Origin of the sequence: Streptomyces sp. E-08, from assembly GCF_049913095.1 — a bacterium.
Classification (GTDB): domain Bacteria; phylum Actinomycetota; class Actinomycetes; order Streptomycetales; family Streptomycetaceae; genus Streptomyces.
The window spans coordinates 404,097-419,684 of sequence record NZ_CP183971.1 but is presented as its reverse complement, the minus strand read 5'-3'; the positions used below and the strand labels follow the sequence as shown (position 1 = coordinate 419,684).

14 protein-coding genes are annotated in these 15,588 nt (G+C 73.4%); 12 read left to right on the top strand and 2 right to left on the bottom strand.

Annotated elements, in window-relative coordinates; translation table 11 throughout:
- Positions 1–390: 390 nt before the first annotated feature.
- Both ACN9MM_RS02100 and ACN9MM_RS02095 read left to right on the top strand, forming a co-directional pair.
- Positions 391–1,701 (top strand): globin domain-containing protein, encoded by a 1,311-nt coding sequence (locus ACN9MM_RS02100; RefSeq protein WP_426362018.1) that lies wholly within the window; start codon positions 391–393, stop codon positions 1,699–1,701.
- A gap of 95 nt (positions 1,702–1,796) precedes the next feature.
- Positions 1,797–2,591, top strand: coding sequence for a pyridoxamine 5'-phosphate oxidase family protein (locus tag ACN9MM_RS02095; RefSeq protein WP_426368637.1), 795 nt, complete (start codon positions 1,797–1,799; stop codon positions 2,589–2,591).
- 134 nt (positions 2,592–2,725) lie between these two features.
- Here ACN9MM_RS02095 and ACN9MM_RS02090 read toward each other — a convergent pair whose 3' ends face one another.
- Positions 2,726–4,378: an ABC-F family ATP-binding cassette domain-containing protein gene (locus tag ACN9MM_RS02090; protein ID WP_426362017.1), complete on the bottom strand. Its 1,653-nt coding sequence runs from the start codon at positions 4,376–4,378 to the stop codon at positions 2,726–2,728.
- A gap of 210 nt (positions 4,379–4,588) precedes the next feature.
- Between ACN9MM_RS02090 and ACN9MM_RS02085 the strand changes: the two genes are divergently transcribed.
- The 5 genes from ACN9MM_RS02085 to ACN9MM_RS02065 all read left to right on the top strand — a co-directional run bounded on the left by ACN9MM_RS02085 (position 4,589) and on the right by ACN9MM_RS02065 (position 9,957).
- Positions 4,589–4,738 (top strand): hypothetical protein, encoded by a 150-nt coding sequence (locus tag ACN9MM_RS02085; protein WP_352023053.1) that lies wholly within the window; start codon positions 4,589–4,591, stop codon positions 4,736–4,738.
- Between the two features lie 103 nt (positions 4,739–4,841).
- Positions 4,842–6,341, top strand: coding sequence for a hypothetical protein (locus tag ACN9MM_RS02080; protein ID WP_426362016.1), 1,500 nt, complete (start codon positions 4,842–4,844; stop codon positions 6,339–6,341).
- A gap of 13 nt (positions 6,342–6,354) precedes the next feature.
- Positions 6,355–7,137, top strand: a complete 783-nt coding sequence (locus ACN9MM_RS02075; protein ID WP_426362015.1) for a hypothetical protein — start codon at positions 6,355–6,357, stop codon at positions 7,135–7,137.
- Between the two features lies 1 nt (position 7,138).
- Positions 7,139–9,148 (top strand): B12-binding domain-containing radical SAM protein, encoded by a 2,010-nt coding sequence (locus ACN9MM_RS02070; RefSeq protein ID WP_426362014.1) that lies wholly within the window; start codon positions 7,139–7,141, stop codon positions 9,146–9,148.
- Positions 9,149–9,198: 50 nt separating this feature from the next.
- Positions 9,199–9,957, top strand: coding sequence for a 2OG-Fe(II) oxygenase (locus tag ACN9MM_RS02065; RefSeq protein ID WP_426362013.1), 759 nt, complete (start codon positions 9,199–9,201; stop codon positions 9,955–9,957).
- Here ACN9MM_RS02065 and ACN9MM_RS02060 read toward each other — a convergent pair.
- A complete protein-coding gene (locus tag ACN9MM_RS02060; RefSeq protein ID WP_426362012.1) occupies positions 9,918–10,283 on the bottom strand; it encodes a hypothetical protein in 366 nt (121 codons plus the stop codon). The two genes, ACN9MM_RS02065 and ACN9MM_RS02060, sit on opposite strands and share 40 nt — an antisense overlap.
- On the opposite strand from ACN9MM_RS02060, the gene ACN9MM_RS02055 reads away from it, so the two are divergent.
- From ACN9MM_RS02055 to ACN9MM_RS02035, 5 genes are read left to right on the top strand one after another with little or no spacing between them, the layout of a single operon-like run.
- Positions 10,167–10,985: a ThiF family adenylyltransferase gene (locus ACN9MM_RS02055; protein ID WP_426368636.1), complete on the top strand. Its 819-nt coding sequence runs from the start codon at positions 10,167–10,169 to the stop codon at positions 10,983–10,985. The two genes, ACN9MM_RS02060 and ACN9MM_RS02055, sit on opposite strands and share 117 nt — an antisense overlap.
- Positions 10,961–12,463, top strand: coding sequence for an MFS transporter (locus ACN9MM_RS02050; RefSeq protein ID WP_426362011.1), 1,503 nt, complete (start codon positions 10,961–10,963; stop codon positions 12,461–12,463). Before ACN9MM_RS02055 ends, ACN9MM_RS02050 begins: the two co-directional genes overlap by 25 nt.
- Positions 12,464–12,470: 7 nt before the next feature.
- On the top strand, positions 12,471–13,766 hold the full coding sequence (locus ACN9MM_RS02045) for a M16 family metallopeptidase (protein WP_426362010.1): 1,296 nt from the start codon (positions 12,471–12,473) through the stop codon (positions 13,764–13,766).
- 11 nt (positions 13,767–13,777) lie between these two features.
- Positions 13,778–14,035: a hypothetical protein gene (locus ACN9MM_RS02040; RefSeq protein WP_426362009.1), complete on the top strand. Its 258-nt coding sequence runs from the start codon at positions 13,778–13,780 to the stop codon at positions 14,033–14,035.
- Between the two features lie 44 nt (positions 14,036–14,079).
- A complete protein-coding gene (locus ACN9MM_RS02035; RefSeq protein WP_426362008.1) occupies positions 14,080–15,465 on the top strand; it encodes a M16 family metallopeptidase in 1,386 nt (461 codons plus the stop codon).
- The last annotated feature ends 123 nt before the right edge of the window (positions 15,466–15,588 follow it).

Below are 15,588 nucleotides of genomic sequence, written 5' to 3'. Positions count from 1 at the left end.
CGGCGCTTGCCGCACGGCCCTCCGAGCCTCACGGAATCGAACAACCGCCACAAGGGGAGCTTCGGTCGACGTGCTCGTGAAGACCGTCCCTGAAATGTGGAGGACGTCTGGGAACTACGTGAGTCTTCCGTCGGTGAATCGCGTGCGGATTCGGGCCGCAGAGGTCGGCATGACCGGGCGACTCGCGAGTAACAATGCGCTGACCTGCAGATACGTGAATTTCGTGAGTGCCCGGCAGGCTCAACAGTGTGTTCGTTCAAGCGGGGTATGGTCGGCCCCGTTCACCTGACCGGGTGAATGAGGAGGGGGCGATTCAGCTCTTTCGGGCCCCGCGTGGCGGTCGGCCCGGGACGGAAGACCGACAGCACACGTTCGAGGCGAGGCAGACCGATGGAAGTTCCGGCCACCGCTTCGGCCGACGGCGACCGAACCGATGGAGGGGCGGACGGCGGAGGCTGGTTCGCACGCACTCCGGGCGGGGCGGCCTCGGTACCCGCACCTCGCAACGGCCACGAGTCCGCGTCCCGCTCCGTACCACCGCGGCACCACCCCCAGAAGCCGCCCGCCGCGCACGAGGACACCTCCGACGCCGCGCTGCTGCGCCGCACGATGGCCGAGATCGAGCCGATCGCCGACACCGTCACCTCGTACTTCTACGCGCTGCTCTTCCTCCGCCACCCCGATCTGCGGGCGCTCTTCCCCGCGGCGATGGACACCCAGCGCGACCGGCTGTTCAAAGCGCTGCTCACCGCCGCCACCCACGCGGACGACCCCGTCACCCTGACCACGTACCTGACCCACCTCGGCCGGGGCCACCGCAAGTACGGCACCCGGCCCGAGCACTATCCCGCCGTCGGCGAGGCCCTGATCGGCGCCCTCGGCCGATACGCGCCGTCGACCTGGGGGCCCAGGACCGAGGCCGCGTGGGTCGGTGCCTACACGACCATCTCCCAGGTCATGATCGACGCGGCGACCGCGGACGAGATGCACGCGCCCGCGTGGTGGCAGGCAGAGGTGGTCGCCCATGACATGCGCACGAAGGACATCGCGGTCGTCACCGTCCGGCCCGACCAGCCGTACCCCTTCCTCGCCGGGCAGTACACCGCCCTGGAGACGCCCTGGTGGCCGCGGGTGTGGCGGCACTACTCGTTCGCCTCGGCCCCGCGCTCCGACGGCCTGCTCTCCTTCCACGTCAAGGCCGTACCGGCGGGCTGGGTCTCCAACGCCCTCGTCCACCGCGCCCGTCGCGGGGACGTCCTCCGGCTCGGTCCCCCCACCGGCTCCATGACCGTCGACCACACCACCGACAGCGGGCTGCTCTGCCTCGGCGGCGGTACCGGGATCGCGCCCATCAAGGCCCTGGTGGAGGACGTGGTGCAGCACGGCAGGCGCCGCACCGTCGACGTGTTCTACGGCGCCCGCCGCAACGACGACCTGTACGACTTCGAGACCATGCTGCGGCTCCAGCAGACGCACTCCTGGCTCTCGGTCCGGCCGGTCGTCGACGACGGTCCGGCGGGGCTGTCCGGTGGACTCCCGGAGGCGGTGCGCGAGTACGGCTCGTGGCACACCCACGACGTCTACCTGTCCGGCCCGCCCGGCATGATCCGGCGCGGCGTCGACACCATGCTGGGCATGGGCGTCCCCTCCCACCGCATACGGCACGACTCCATCGAGGGACTGGTCGGGGCAACGACGTGAGCACATTCGAACAGGCCGAGCAGCGCCATGCGCTGACGGCGCCCCTGCGCACCGACCGCCCCGGCAGCGGTGGCGAACACCTGGTCCAGCAGCGCATGGGGACCGCGGAGCGCGCCGACCGCTTCTACGCCGAGCAGGTCCTCGATCGACTCAACCCGCGCATGCGGGAGTTCGTGGCCCGGCAGGAGATGTTCTTCCTCGCCACCGCCGACCGGCACGGCGAGTGCGACAACACCTTCCGCGCCGGCCCGCCGGGCTTCCTCCACGTCCTGGACGACATGACGCTCGCCTACCCCGAGTACCGGGGCAACGGCGTCCACGCCAGCCTGGGCAACATCGAGGAGAACCCGCACGTCGGCGTCCTCATGGTGGACTTCCTCCGCGACCGCATCGGGCTCCACGTCAACGGCCGTGCCGCGATCGTGGCCGACGAGGACATGCGGCGTGCCCACACCATGCCCGCCGCCGACCCCGTGCCCGGCCGCCGGGCCCTCGTCTGGGTGGTGATCACCGTCGAGGAGGCGTACATCCACTGCGCCAAGCACATCCCGCACCTGCAGAGGGTCCCCGCGCGGGGCTCCGGCCGCTCCTGGGGAACGGACGACGTGAAGCGCAAGGGCGGCGACTTCTTCGGAGCGGCCGCCGACGCGCCGGAGCGGGGACCGTTCCTGCCGCCGCCCCGTGCGAACGCGGCCAGCTGGCGGGCCGAGGCGGAGCGGGTCCTGGCGAGGGCGGTACGGCGCGACTTCGGCACGGACACGGGCGAGGGCACCGGTACGGGCTCCGACGCGGCGGAGACCGGCGCGGGCGCCGCGGCCGGACCGCGGGCCCGATCCGCGGCCGGGACTCCCGACTTCAGCGGCTGGTTCAGCAGAGGCGGCCCCGCCTGACCACAGGCCGTGGAGCCTCCGACGCGCCGAGCCCATCGCCGAGAGCCGAGAGCCGAGAGCCGAGAGCCGAGAGCCGAACGCCGGGCGCCGAACGCCGGGCGCCGGGCCGTCGGCCTGCCCGTACGCCCGCCCGCTCAGGCCGGGACGCCCGGCCCCCAGTACGGGCCGTCGTGCTCGCGGACCTTGCCGTCGTCGTCGAGGACGACGAACCGGTCGAAGGTGCGCGCGAACCAGCGGTCGTGGGTGACCGCAAGGACCGTGCCCTCGAACCGTTCGAGCGCGGCCTCCAGCGCCTCGGCGCTGTGCAGGTCCAGGTTGTCCGTGGGCTCGTCCAGCAACAGCAGGGTCGAGCCCTGGAGTTCGAGCAGCAGGATCTGGAAGCGGGCCTGCTGCCCGCCGGACAGCGAGTCGAAGGTCTGGTCGGCCTGCGTCTGGAGTTCGTAGCGCCGCAGCGCCGACACGGCCGCCCCGCGCTCCCGGCCGTCCCGGTCCCCGTCGCCCCGCCCCAGGATCTCCACCAGGGTGCGTCCGATCAGGTCGGGCCGCTGCTGGGTCTGCGCGAACCAACCGGGCCTGACCCGCCCGCCGAGCCGGGCGGTGCCCTCGTGGGCGACAGGCTCGCCGTGCCGGTCCGGGTCGTGGAGCTCCTGCTCGCTGCCGCCCGCCGCGAGCAGCCGCAGCAGGTGGGACTTGCCGGTACCGTTCGCGCCGAGCACGGCGACCCGCTCGCCGAAGTACACCTCCAGGTCGAACGGCTGCGTCAGGCCCCGGAGTTCGAGGCGCTCGCAGCGGACCGCGCGGACCGCCGTGCGGTCGCCGCGCAGCCGCATGCGGACGTTCTGCTCGACCGGGCGCTCCGGCGGCGGGCCGGCCTCCTCGAAGCGGGCCAGCCGGGTCTGTGTCGCCCGGTACTTGCCCGCCATCGACGCGGAGATCTTCGCCTGCTGCTGGAGGGTGCGGACGAGGTCCTTGAGGCGCTGGTGCTCCTCGGACCAGCGGCGGTGCAGTTCGTCGAGGCGTTCGAGACGCGCCTCGCGGGCCGCGTGGTAGTCGCGGAAGCCGCCGCCGTGCACCCATACGCCCCCGGCCTCCAGGGTGAGCACCCGGGTGGCGGTCGCGGCGAGCAGTTCGCGGTCGTGGCTGACGTAGAGCACGGTCTTCGGGGAGGCCGCCATGGTCTCCTCCAGCTCCCGCTTGCCCGGTACGTCGAGGTAGTTGTCCGGCTCGTCCAGGAGGAGCACCTCGGCGCTGCCCCGGAACAGGGCCTCCAGGGCGAGCCGCTTCTGCTCGCCGCCGGACAGGGTGCGCAGCTCACGGAACCGCGCCCGGTCGAAGGGAAGCCGGAGCGCGGCCTCGGTGACGAGATCCCATTCGACCTCCGCGTCGTAACCGCCGGCGTCGCCCCACACGGAAAGGGCCTCGGCATAACGGAGCTGGACGGCCTCGCTGTCCGATTCCATCATGGCGAGTTCTGCACGCTCCATGTCCGAAAACGCGCGCCGCAATTCCGGACGTGCGAGAGAGACGAGGAATTCGTGCACCGTGGTCGAATCCCGCACCGAACCGATGAACTGGGGCATCACTCCCAGTCCGCCGACCACCCGGACCGTTCCGGATTCCGGTTTCAACTCGCCTGTGACCAGGCGCAACAAGGTCGTCTTGCCCATTCCGTTGGCGCCGATCAGGGCAACCTTGTCGCCGTCCCCGACCCGGAAGGACGCATCGTGAAAAAGCATCCGACCATCGGCCAACCAGTATTCAAGACCGGAAACCTCCAGAAATCCCATCGATCTCCCACCCCTCGCCGACCGGTGTGCCGCACCTGGATCCGATCAATCTCTCACGGCGGTCTTGAGCGAGAGAAATTGGCATGACACCGTCGCCACCGACCGCCCGTTCGGGGAACCTCCCGTCCGGGTCGGCGGCCACTGGGTGGCCGGCCGCGGGCAACCCCCGCGTCCCCTGCCACCCGTCCACTCGATGAGAGGGGAACCACCATGGAGTCCAACGCACAGCGTCCGGAGACCGAGGAGACCGCCGAGCTGCGCCAGCAGGACACGGCCGGCACGCCGGAGCTCGAGACCGACGGTCTCGTCTTCAAGCGCGAACTGCTCAACGAGTTCCTCGGAAACCGCGTCCGCAGCTGATCACCGTCGCCGGACCCCGGGACCGAGCGCGGCCCCGGGGCCCGGTGGCTCAGCCGAAACGTCCGGCGCACCGCCGCCGACAGCCGACCGACCGGGGGGAGTTGTGGCCGAAGTGGGGAACCAGCGGGCCCGTGCCGACGGGCGCGACACCACCCTCGTCGTCGACCTCGACGCCTGGCCGCTCAGCCTGGACCCCTTCCACGTCGTGGACTTCAACCAGGCCCTCGTCCTGGACGCCCTCGTCGACCCGCTCACCCGCGACCGCGCCGACGCCCCCGGCACGGCACCGTCCGCGCTCGCCGCGCTCACCCCGCTCGACGGGGACCGGGTCTGGTTGCTGAGGCCCGCCCCCGGTCAGCACTGGGACGACGGCAGCCCGGTGCGGCCGGAGGAGATCGCCGCCGGAGTCCACCGGGCCTGGGGGCCCACCTGCCTGCCGCTGCCCGCCGCGTACGACCCCGAGGGCACCGGCTCCCCGGTCACCACCCACGTCGTCCCCGACCCGGCCGACGGCGCTCCCGTCGTCGAACTCCGGTCCCCGCTGCCGCTGCCGTACCTGCCGCAGCTCCTCGCCTTCCCCGGCGCCGCCCCGGTCCGGGAGACGCCCGACGGCGGTTGGACCGCGAGCGGCCCCTTCCGGCCGGTCCGGGCCGACCGGCCCCGGGGCCGGATCGAGCTGCTCCGCAAGCCGTCCCGCCGCACCGGGCCCGGGACCCCGGAACGGCTCGCCTTCCAGGTGCACGCCGACCGCGCCGACGCCTTCGCCGCCCTGGCGGACGGCCGGCTCGACCTCTCGCTCAACACCGGCCTCACACCGGACGAGTTCACCGCGGCCGCCGCGCGACCCGGCGCGACCGTACGCGGACTCTCCATGGCCTGCCAGCTGTGGGTGCGCCCCGGCCTCGACAGTCCCCTCGCCGGCGCGGCCGGACGCCGAGCCTTCTCCGCCGGCTTCGACCGGCACGCGGCGAGCACCCGCCTCCGGCAGGCGGCTCTGCCACTCCCGCGCTACTCGGACCTGTGGGAGCCGCGGGGGAGGGAGCCGGGCGACGACGGCCGGCTCGCCGGCCCACCCCATCCCGGCCACCTCCCACCACCGGGGCGACGGGCCGAACTCACCCTGACCTACGCCGACTTCCCGCCGAACGGCCACGCCGCCTCCCTCGTCGCGGCGGACATCGGCGAGCGCTTCGGCCATCCCGTACGGCTGCGCCCGCTGTCGTACGAGCGCTTCGCGCGGGCCGCCGCCACCCTCGACTACGAGCTGCTCTACGGCATCAACCCGGCCCCGCTGGCCCATGTGGCGGGCTTCCTCACCGGCTTCCACAGCACCGCCGGGCAGGCCCGCGCCCTCGGGTTCGCCGAGCCGGCCGTGGACGCCGCACTCGACCGGGCGCTGCGCGCGGCCGGGGGACCGGAGGCGGCGCGGGCCTGGCGGGAGGCCGAGGAGGTGGTGCTCGACCACGCTCCGGTGGTGCCGCTCTTCCAGGTCAACAGCGTCACCCTGACCGGACCCGGGCGCCCGGCGCCCGTCGTGGCGGCCACCGGCACCACGCACCTGGACGACCTGACCCGTACCGCCGTGCCCGACCGCGACCACTGAAGGGCCGAATCGCATGACGCACAGCCCGGTCACCACCGCACCCGGTGCCGACGACTCCCTCGCCGCGACCGGCGGACCCTTCCGTCCGACCGACCGCTCCCGCGCCGAACTCGACGCGCTGGACGCACTGCTGACCGCCGTACCCGCCCGCCCCGTCCACCTCGACGGCTTCCTGCCCGAGCGGCAGGCACGGGCTCTCGGCGAGACGGTGCGAGCCATGCCCACGTGGGAGACCTCGGCCGTCCTGTGGAACCCCGGCCGGCTCGCCACCCGGCCGGTGACCCCGGAGGAGTGGCGCGCCGCGGCCCCGGGGGAACGGGCCGCCGTCCGCGACGTCGCCCGGGACATCCCGGCCCTGTTCGACGACGGCTCGCCCTACCCGGCCGAGCACCGCGCCCGGCTCTCCGACTTCTTCGTCTTCGCCGGCATGGGCACGGTCCTGCGCGACCTGCTCGACCGGTGGACGTCCCCCGGCGGGCCGTTGACCACCAACGTCGAGTTCGCGCGGTACCGGTGCGGCGACACCCTCGGGGAGCATTCCGACGCCGAGTCGGACACCCTGTTCGTCCTCAACCTGTACCTGGACACCTCCTACCGGGCAGGTGACGGCGGCGTCCTCGGCTTCCGCGACGAGGAGGGCCGCGAGCACCTCATGCCGCCCCGGTTCAACAGCCTGTCCGTCATGCCGATCCGGCCCGGCTGCGTGCACTGGGTCACCCCCTGGCAGGCCGACCGGGTGGGGCGCCACACGGTCAGCATCGCCGCCGTTCCCGCGACTCCCGGTGAGGTGAAGTGACATGACACCCGGCACACCCGGTACACGTGACACGGAGGCGGGCCCTGCCCCGCACGGGGGACGGGAGCCCGACACGGCTGCCCGGCACACCGGCTCCGTCGTCCTCGCCTTCCCCCCTCTGGTCGAGTCCAGCTTCGGCCGCTACTTCCCGTCGACCGCCGTCCTCGCCGGCTTCCTCCAGAGCCGCAAGGTCCGCACCCACCAGTGGGACCTCAACGAGGAGTTCGCCCTGCACCTCCTCGATCCCGGCCACCTGGCCGAGGCGGGCGCGGGCCGGCTCGTCGGCCTGGAAGGCTGCTACCCCGAGGAGATGAGCGCCGTCGCGGGCCGCTGGCTCGCCCGCCACCACGACGCCCTCTTCGACGAGCACGGCCGGCACACCTTCGCCGCCGAGTCCGGCCCGGCGTTCCTGCTGTCCGCGCTGGCGCAGCCGTACCTGATCGACCCGGAGGCCGAGTGGCTGACCGATCCGGCGCTGCTGCGCTCGGACCGGACGCTGGTCTACCGCGCGTACTACGCCTCGCTCGACCTCGCCGCCCGGCTGCCCGCGGACGCCCGGCTCCTGGGCGTCTCCGTGCCCATGGGCCCGCAGCTGGTGCCCGCGCTGCTGCTCGCCGAGGCCGTCAAGAGGATCCGGCCCGAGGTGCGGATCGTGCTCGGCGGGCCGACGCTGTCCCTGATGAACGAGGACGACCTCGCCGGTCTGCTCGACGTCCACCGCCAGGTCGACGCGGTCGTCCGCTTCGACGGCGAGGCCCCGCTCCTCGCCCTCTACCGGCAGGCCGACACCGGCGACTGGCGGCCGACCGAGGTCGCGGGCGTCTCCGCCGTCGCCGAGGGCAGCCCCGTCCACACCCCGCCCACGGCGGGGCTGCACCCCAACGCGCTGCCGCCCGCCGCGTACGACCCCGCCCTCATGGCCAGGCTCGTCGGCCCCGAGATGGGCATCGTGCAGGCGCGCGGCTGCTACTGGGGCAAGTGCGACTACTGCGACTTCGTCGAGCTGTACGACGGCTCCCCGCCCTACCGGGGCCGCTCCGTGCAGAGCTTCATGGCCGAACTGGAGCACCAGGTCAGCACGCACGGGGTGCGCCGCTTCGAGCTGATCACCGAGTCCATCCCGCCCGCGTTCGCCCGCCGCTTCGCCCAGGCGGTCATCGACCGCGGCCTGGACATCACCTGGAACTCCTTCGCCATGGTGGACCGGCGCTTCGACGCCGAACTGCTCCAGCTGATGGTGCGGGCCGGCTGCGAGTACCTCGTCATCGGCATGGAGACCACCAACACCCGCGTCCTGAAACTGGTCCACAAGTCCGCAGACCGCGAGGAGAACCTCCGCTTCATCCGCGAGGCCCACCAGGCCGGCATGAAGCTGCGGATCAACCTGATCCCCGACCTGCCCTCCACCACCCTGGAGGAGGCCATGGAGTCCCTGCGCGACGTGGCCGAACTCGCCGACTGCATCGAGTCCTTCACCGTCTTCCCGTTCGAGGCGACCCGCTCCTCCGAGGTGGGCCGCCATCCCGAGCGCTTCGGTCTGGTCGTCGGGGACGACGGGCCCGGACTCGCCAACCAGGCGCAGTACGCGCTCAACCACCTCGGCAACATCGACCCGGCCATGACCCGCGAGGAACGCACCGGCGTCCACCGCGCCTACCAGGACTTCGCGATCGGCCACGGCTCCTCCCACATGCGCCGCACCGGCGACGAGTTCCTCGACCGGCTGCCCGGCGAGGACGAGGCGTTCCGACTGGGCGTCGCGTCCCTGGACGTCCTCCCGCGCGGTGACGAGCTGGTCGTCACCCACGTCCTGCGGCGTGAGCGCACGGTCCTGCCCGCAGCCGTGGCCAGGGGGCTCGCCCCCTGGCTGGACGGGACACCCCTGACACGGCGCGACCTGAGGGACGCGTACGGGACGGCCGGCGGTGCCACGGTCCTGCGGCAGCTCGTCGAGGCCCGCCTGCTGACCGCCGTCGCCGCCACCGGACGCCCGGAGCCGGCCCTGGCCTGACCCCGCGTCCCCACCCGCCCCGTCGTCCACCACCGTCCGTGAGGAGAACCATGTCCAGCACCACGACACGGCCGTCGTCGCCGGTCCCGCCGGCCCTCTCCGGCGCCGCGCCCTACGTCGCGCCGCAGTACCTGACCGAGTCCACGGTCGAGCGGCTGCGCGACTGGTACCACGGGGAACCGGTCCACCCCCTGCACCTGCGGGACTTCCTCCGCCCCGCGTTCGCCACGGACCTCGCCGCCGCGATGCGCGCCATCCCGACCTGGTCGCGGCACGCCGCCAAGTACGAAGGACGCCTGGGCAAGACCGAGTTCTGGGACGACGACGTCGACGAACTGGACGAGGTCACCATCGCCCAGTTCGTCGTCAAGGACATCCACGCCCTGCTCGACGAGGGGGCCATGGACCCCGCGCACCAGCGCACCCTCCAGGAGTTCTTCGTCTTCTCGGTGCTCTCCGACGCGCTCCGCGACTGGATCTCCTCCGGCACGGGTCTCGTCCTGCGCAAGCACACCACCATGGAACTCGCCGCCTACCGCCGCTCCGACGCCCTCGGCGCCCACCAGGACCTGGTGCCCGGCCGGGTCCTCGCGGTCAACTTCTACCTCGACGAGGACTACACCCCCGAGTCCGGCGGTCGGCTCGCCTTCCGCAACGGCGAGGACAAGGAGTTCTTCGTCGAACCCCTCTTCAACAGCGTCTCCCTGATGCCCATCCGGGAGGACTGCTGGCACTGGGTCGAGCCGTTCACCCGGGACGCCGTCGGCCGCTACACCATCGCCATGGGGCAGCACCTGGAGGGGAGCTGAGCACCGTACGCCTGCTGCCCGCCGTCGCCGTCCACGAGACCCCGGACGAGACGCTGCTGACCCTCGGCCCCCGGCTGCTCCGCATCGGCGGGGCCCGGCCGGGACTGGGCGAGGCGCTGCTGCGGCTGCGGGAAGGCACCACGCGGGAGGCGCTCGGGGCGGCCTGGCGCCCCGGCGCGGCCACCGCGCTCCTGGCCCAGCTCCGTGAGCTGGGCTGGGTCACGGCCGAACCGGCCGAGACCGCCACGGAATTCACCGGTGAGTCGTACGAACGCCAGGTCGACTACCTCGGCCTGTTCACCCCGGACACCGGCGCGGCCCAGCACCGGCTGCTCACCGCCCGCGTCGGGGTGATCGGCATCGGCGGTATCGGCGGCATCGTCGCCCAGCACCTCGCGGCGGCCGGCGTGGGACGGTTCTGGCTCGTCGACGACGACCGGGTGGCCCTGGACAACCTCAACCGCCAGTTCACGTACACCCGTTCCGACCTGGGCCGGCCCAAGACAGAGGCCCTGGCCGACTACCTGGGCGCGATCCGGGCCGGCGTGGAGACCGTCGGCGTCCGGAGGCGGATCACCACGACCGGCGACCTGGCCGCGTCCCTGCCCCCGGACCTGGACCTGGTGGTCGTCGCCGCCGACACCCCGCCCGAACTGCCCGCCGTGGTGGCGGACTGGGCGGCCGGCACCCTCACGCCGACCGCGATCGGCGCGGTCGGGGTCGGTGTCGGACTGTGGGGCCCGGTCGTCGACCCGGCCCGCGGCGGCTGCTGGACCTGCTTCGAACAGGCCCGGCGCACCGGCCTCACCGACGGCGAACGGGAGGTCGAGGACCGGTCCACCGCACCGGCCCCCTTCTCCTTCGGCCCCGCCAATACAGTGGTCGCCGCCATGCTCGCCCACGACATCGTCGAGTTCCTGTGCAGCGGCACATGCCCCACCCTGGGCCGACGGGCGGCCCTGGACTTCACGCGGCAGCAGATCACCCATAGCGAAGAGAGCACATGCACGTGTCCGACGACCTCATGACCGATCAGCAACAGGTACCGGAACAGCGGGCGGGCGACACCCCGATCCCCGAGCCCGGGAAGAGTGGGCGGCGGGACAAGCCGAAGAAGCCCCCGTTCCGGGGGACCGGCTTCCTCCGTCTGTGGACCGGCGAGACCCTGTCCCTCGCCGGCACCGAGATCACCTTCATGGCGATCGGCATCACCGCCGTCACCACCCTCTCCGCCACCCCCTGGCAGATGGGCGTCCTGGAGGCCGCCGAATCCGCCGCCGTGCTGCTGCTCGGACTGTCGGCGGGCGTCTGGGCGGACCGGTACGAGCGACGCGCCCTCATGATCGTGTCCAACGTGGCCCGGGGACTGCTGCTCTTCGCGATCCCGCTGCTGTTCTGGCTCGACGCGCTCACCATGCCGGTCCTGTACGGCGTCGTCTTCCTGGTCGGCGCCTTCACCCTGCTCTTCGACAGCGCCATGTCGGCCTACCTGCCCCGGCTGCTGCCGCGCCGCCAACTGGAGCGCGCCAACTCGTGGATGGAGGCCAGCACCTCCGTCGGCACCGTCGCGGGACCGGGTCTCGCCGGTCTGCTCATCCAGGTCATGAGCGCGCCCGTCGCCCTGGTCGTGGACACCTTCTCGTACCTGATCAGCTGCTTCACCCTGGCCGGCCTGCCCAAGGCCCCGCCCTCCGCCGACCCGGCGGACGACGAGCACGCCGACGGCGCGAAGGGCGAAGCAGGCGAGGCCGACGGGACCGGGACGCCGGAGAAGAAGGAGACGCACCGCAAGGCCGTCCTCAAGGGGCTGCGGGTACTACGCGACGACCGCATCCAGCGCCCGATGATCCTCGCGGCCACCCACTTCAACATCTTCCACGCGATGTTCTTCGCGGTGCACACCCTCTTCGTGCTCCGCGTCCTCGACTTCAGCCCCGGCCTGCTCGGCGCCACCAGCATGGCGGGCGGCGTCGCCGGTCTCCTCGGAGCGTCCAGCACCCCCTTCCTCACCCGGCTCCTCGGCCAGGGCCGCGCCCTCGTCGTGGCGTACGCCGCCCCCGGCGCCTCGGCCGTCCTCGTCCCGCTCGCCGCGCAGTGGGACAACCGCCCGCTCGCCATCCTCCTGGTGTCGGCCTCCACCTTCACCTGGACCTTCGCGGTCGTGGTCAACCTGGTCATCAGCGAGACCGTGAAACAGAGCCTGGTCCCCGACCACCTGCTCGGCCGGGTCACCGCCACCACCCGCTTCGTCAGCTGGGGCTGCCAGCCGATCGGCGCCCTGCTCGGCGGCTGGCTCGGCGGACGCTTCGGCCTCGCCGAGGTCATGTACGTGTCGGCCGCCGGCCTGCTCATGTCGGCCCTGTGGCCCCTGCTCAGCCCGGTCCGCGCCCTGCGCGGCAGCGACGACGAGGAGGACGGGGAGGGCGAGGAGGACGGTACGCCGACCGGGGCGCCCCCCGCCGGGGACGAGCCGCACGCCAAGACCGCGCCGCCCACCGAGCCGTAGGAGCACCGTGCCCGTCCTCAGCCCCGTCCGCCACACCCTGTCCAACGGTCTGCGGGTGGTCGTCTCCCCGGACCCGACCGTGCCGGTGGCGGCGATCTGCCTCTGGTACGAGGTGGGTTCCTGTGACGAGCCGCGCGGCCGGACCGGCCTCGCGCACCTCTTCGAGCACCTGATGTTCCAGGGCTCGACGCACGTGCCCGGCGGCGGACACACCGCCGCCGTCGAGGACGCGGGCGGGCACACCAACGCCGCCACCGGCTTCGAGCGCACCGCCTTCCACAGCCTCGTCCCGGTCGGCCAGCTGGAACTCGTCCTCTGGCTGGAGGCCGACCGCATGGGGGGCCTGCTCGACGCGCTGACCGCCGAGAGCCTCGCCACCCAGCGGGACGTGGTGCTGAACGAACGCCGCGAGCGGTACGACAACGTCCCCTACGGGACCGGCTGGGAGCAGCTCGTCGCCATGTCCTTCCCGGCCGGGCACCCCTTCCGCGCCATGCCGGCCGGCAGCCCCGAGGACCTGCGGGCGGTCACCCTCGACGACTGCCGCACCTTCTTCCGCCGCCACTACACCCCGGACCGGGCGATCCTCTCCGTCGTCGGGGACGTCGCTCCCGAGGAGGTCATGAACCTGGCGGAGCGCCACTTCGGGCACATCCCGCCGTCCGGCACGGGCCACACACCCACCGCCACCCGGACGCACACCCTCGCGCCCGGCGAGCCCACGGGCCCGGCCGAGGCCCGGCGCCACGTGGTGGAACCGGTGCCCGGCCCCGCCTTCATGGCCGCCTACCAGCTTCCCGCGTACGGCACACCCGGCTGCGCCGCCGCCGACCTGGCCCTGACTCTCCTCGGCGGCATGAGCAGCCGGGGTCTGCACGACCGGCTGGTGCGGCGCGACCAGCTCGCCCACACGGCGCGCGCGTCACTGATGCCCCTGGCCCAGGCACCGTCTCTCGGCCAGCTCAACGTGCGGGCCCCGGCCGGGACCGATCTCGCCGAGGTGGAGCGCGCGGTGGACGAGGAGATCGGCCGGCTCGCCGACGGCGGGGTCACGGAGGACGCCCTGGAGGGGGCCCGGGCCCAGATCCGCCGTGACTGGCACGACCGGCTCGCCCACCCCGCCGGCCGCGCCGACGAACTCTGCGCCCAGGAGGCGTACTTCGGCGACGCGTCCCGCTGCGACCGTCACCTGGCGAGCGTGCTCGACGTCGGCGCGGCGGAGGTCGGCGCGGCGGCGGCCGACCTGCTCGGCCCGGCGCGCCGGGCGGTCCTCATATACGAACCCGCGCGGGCCCCGGCCTGAGGAGCCGAGCCGTGCGCGTCCCTGCCGTTCCGCCCGGCTCCGTACCCGACGTCGACGCCGACTCTCCGCCCGGCTCCGTACCCGACGTCGACGCCGACTCTCCGCCCGGCTCCGTACCCGACGTCGACGCCGACTCTCCGCCCGGCTCCGTACTCGACGTAGACGCCGACTCTCCGCCCGGCTCCGTACTCGACGTAGACGCCGACTCTCCGCCCGGCTCCGTACCCGACGTAGACACCGCCTCTCCGCCCGGCTCCGTACCGACGTAGATACCGCCCCCCCCGCCCGCAGGTTCTGCCCGAAGGGTCCCCGCATGACCGCCCCCGTCTCCGCCTCTCTGCTCCGCCGGGCCCCCGGCCCGCGCCCGAAGCGGCCCGTGCCGGTACCGGTCGAGCCCTGGCTCTTCCCCGCGCTGCACGAGGACCTGCTCGCGAACGGCGTGACCCTGCTGACCTGTGACCGTCCCGGCCAGGAGGTGCTGAGCGTCGAGATCGTCGTGGCGGCGCCGCTCGCCCTCGAACCCCGCGACCTGGAGGGCGTCCTCGGCATCACGACCAGCGCCCTCGTCGAAGGCGTACCGGGCCTGAGCTCGCTCGACTTCATCCGCGAGCTGGAGAACTGCGGCGCGACCCTCGGCGTCGGCGCCGAACACGCGGGCCTGCGGATCACCCTGGACGTTCCCGCCACCCACCTGGAACGCGCCCTGTCCCTGCTGGTCCGCGCGATGCGCGAACCGCTGCTCCCGGCCGCCTCGGTGGACCGCCTGGTCCGCTCCCGCGTCCACGCCCTGGTCCGGCACCGGGCGGACCCCGAGCGCCGGGCCGCCCTCGAACTGCACGGTGCCGTCTTCGACCCCTCGGACCGGCGCAGCCGTCCCGCGCGCGGCGCGGAGGAGACCGTCCGCCGGATCGACCGGGACGCGGTCGTCGACTGCCACCGCCGCTTCCTGCGCCCCGCCGTCACCACCGTCGTCGTCGCAGGAGACCTGTCGGGCAACAGCACCGGGGAGACGCTGCGCCGGGTCCTGTCCGCGTGGGAGGGCGAGCCGGGTACGCTGCCGGCGCCGCCCGCCCCACCCGTACGGGACACTCCGGCGGTGATCGTGGTGGACCGGCCCGGGGCCGTCCAGACCAGGCTGGTCCTCGGCCGGGCCGCGACCGCGCGCACGGCGCCGGGCTGGGACGCGCTCCTCATCGGCAACCACAGTCTCGGCGGCTCGGTCAACGCCCGCCTCGACCGGGAACTGCGGGAGGCCAAGGGGTACACATACGGTTTCCACAGCCGGCTCCTCGCGGTCGTGCGGCACTCGCTCGCGGTGGTGACCGGGGCGGTGGAGACATCGGTGACGGGTCAGGCGCTGGGCGACGTCCGGCGCATCCTGCGGGACGTGGCCGAGCACGGGATCAGCGCGGCCGAGCGGTCCGCGGCGGTCGCGCAGATCGTGGACGCCGCGCCGCTGCGCTACCTCACGGCCTCCGCCGTCGCGGACGAGATCGCCGTGCTGGTGCTCGACGGCCGCGCGCCGGACACCCTGCCGGGCGCGTTCCGGCGGGCCGCGGCCGTCACCGTGGAGGAGGCGTCGGCGGCCCTCCGGGAGGCGTTCGCGCCGGACCGGCTGGTGACGGTGGCGGTCGGCGACGCCGCACTGATCGGCGAGGCGGTCCGGGAGGCGGCGGGAGCGCCCACCGACAAGGCCTGAAGCGCCCACCGACAAGGCCCGAGGCGACGGCCGCACCGCGCGACGGAGCGACGAACGGTACGGGGCGGGGTGCCCGGCGGCCTCGGACGCGGTGGAACCACACGTACGAACGGGTGAACCGAA

Coding starts and splice junctions, on each gene's coding strand:
- ACN9MM_RS02100 (WP_426362018.1), top strand. CDS start 391: ATGGAAGTTCCGGCCACCGCTTCGGCCGACGGCGACCGAACCGATGGA.
- ACN9MM_RS02095 (WP_426368637.1), top strand. CDS start 1,797: ATGGGGACCGCGGAGCGCGCCGACCGCTTCTACGCCGAGCAGGTCCTC.
- ACN9MM_RS02090 (WP_426362017.1), bottom strand. CDS start 4,378: ATGGGATTTCTGGAGGTTTCCGGTCTTGAATACTGGTTGGCCGATGGT.
- ACN9MM_RS02085 (WP_352023053.1), top strand. CDS start 4,589: ATGGAGTCCAACGCACAGCGTCCGGAGACCGAGGAGACCGCCGAGCTG.
- ACN9MM_RS02075 (WP_426362015.1), top strand. CDS start 6,355: ATGACGCACAGCCCGGTCACCACCGCACCCGGTGCCGACGACTCCCTC.
- ACN9MM_RS02070 (WP_426362014.1), top strand. CDS start 7,139: ATGACACCCGGCACACCCGGTACACGTGACACGGAGGCGGGCCCTGCC.
- ACN9MM_RS02065 (WP_426362013.1), top strand. CDS start 9,199: ATGTCCAGCACCACGACACGGCCGTCGTCGCCGGTCCCGCCGGCCCTC.
- ACN9MM_RS02050 (WP_426362011.1), top strand. CDS start 10,961: ATGCACGTGTCCGACGACCTCATGACCGATCAGCAACAGGTACCGGAA.
- ACN9MM_RS02035 (WP_426362008.1), top strand. CDS start 14,080: ATGACCGCCCCCGTCTCCGCCTCTCTGCTCCGCCGGGCCCCCGGCCCG.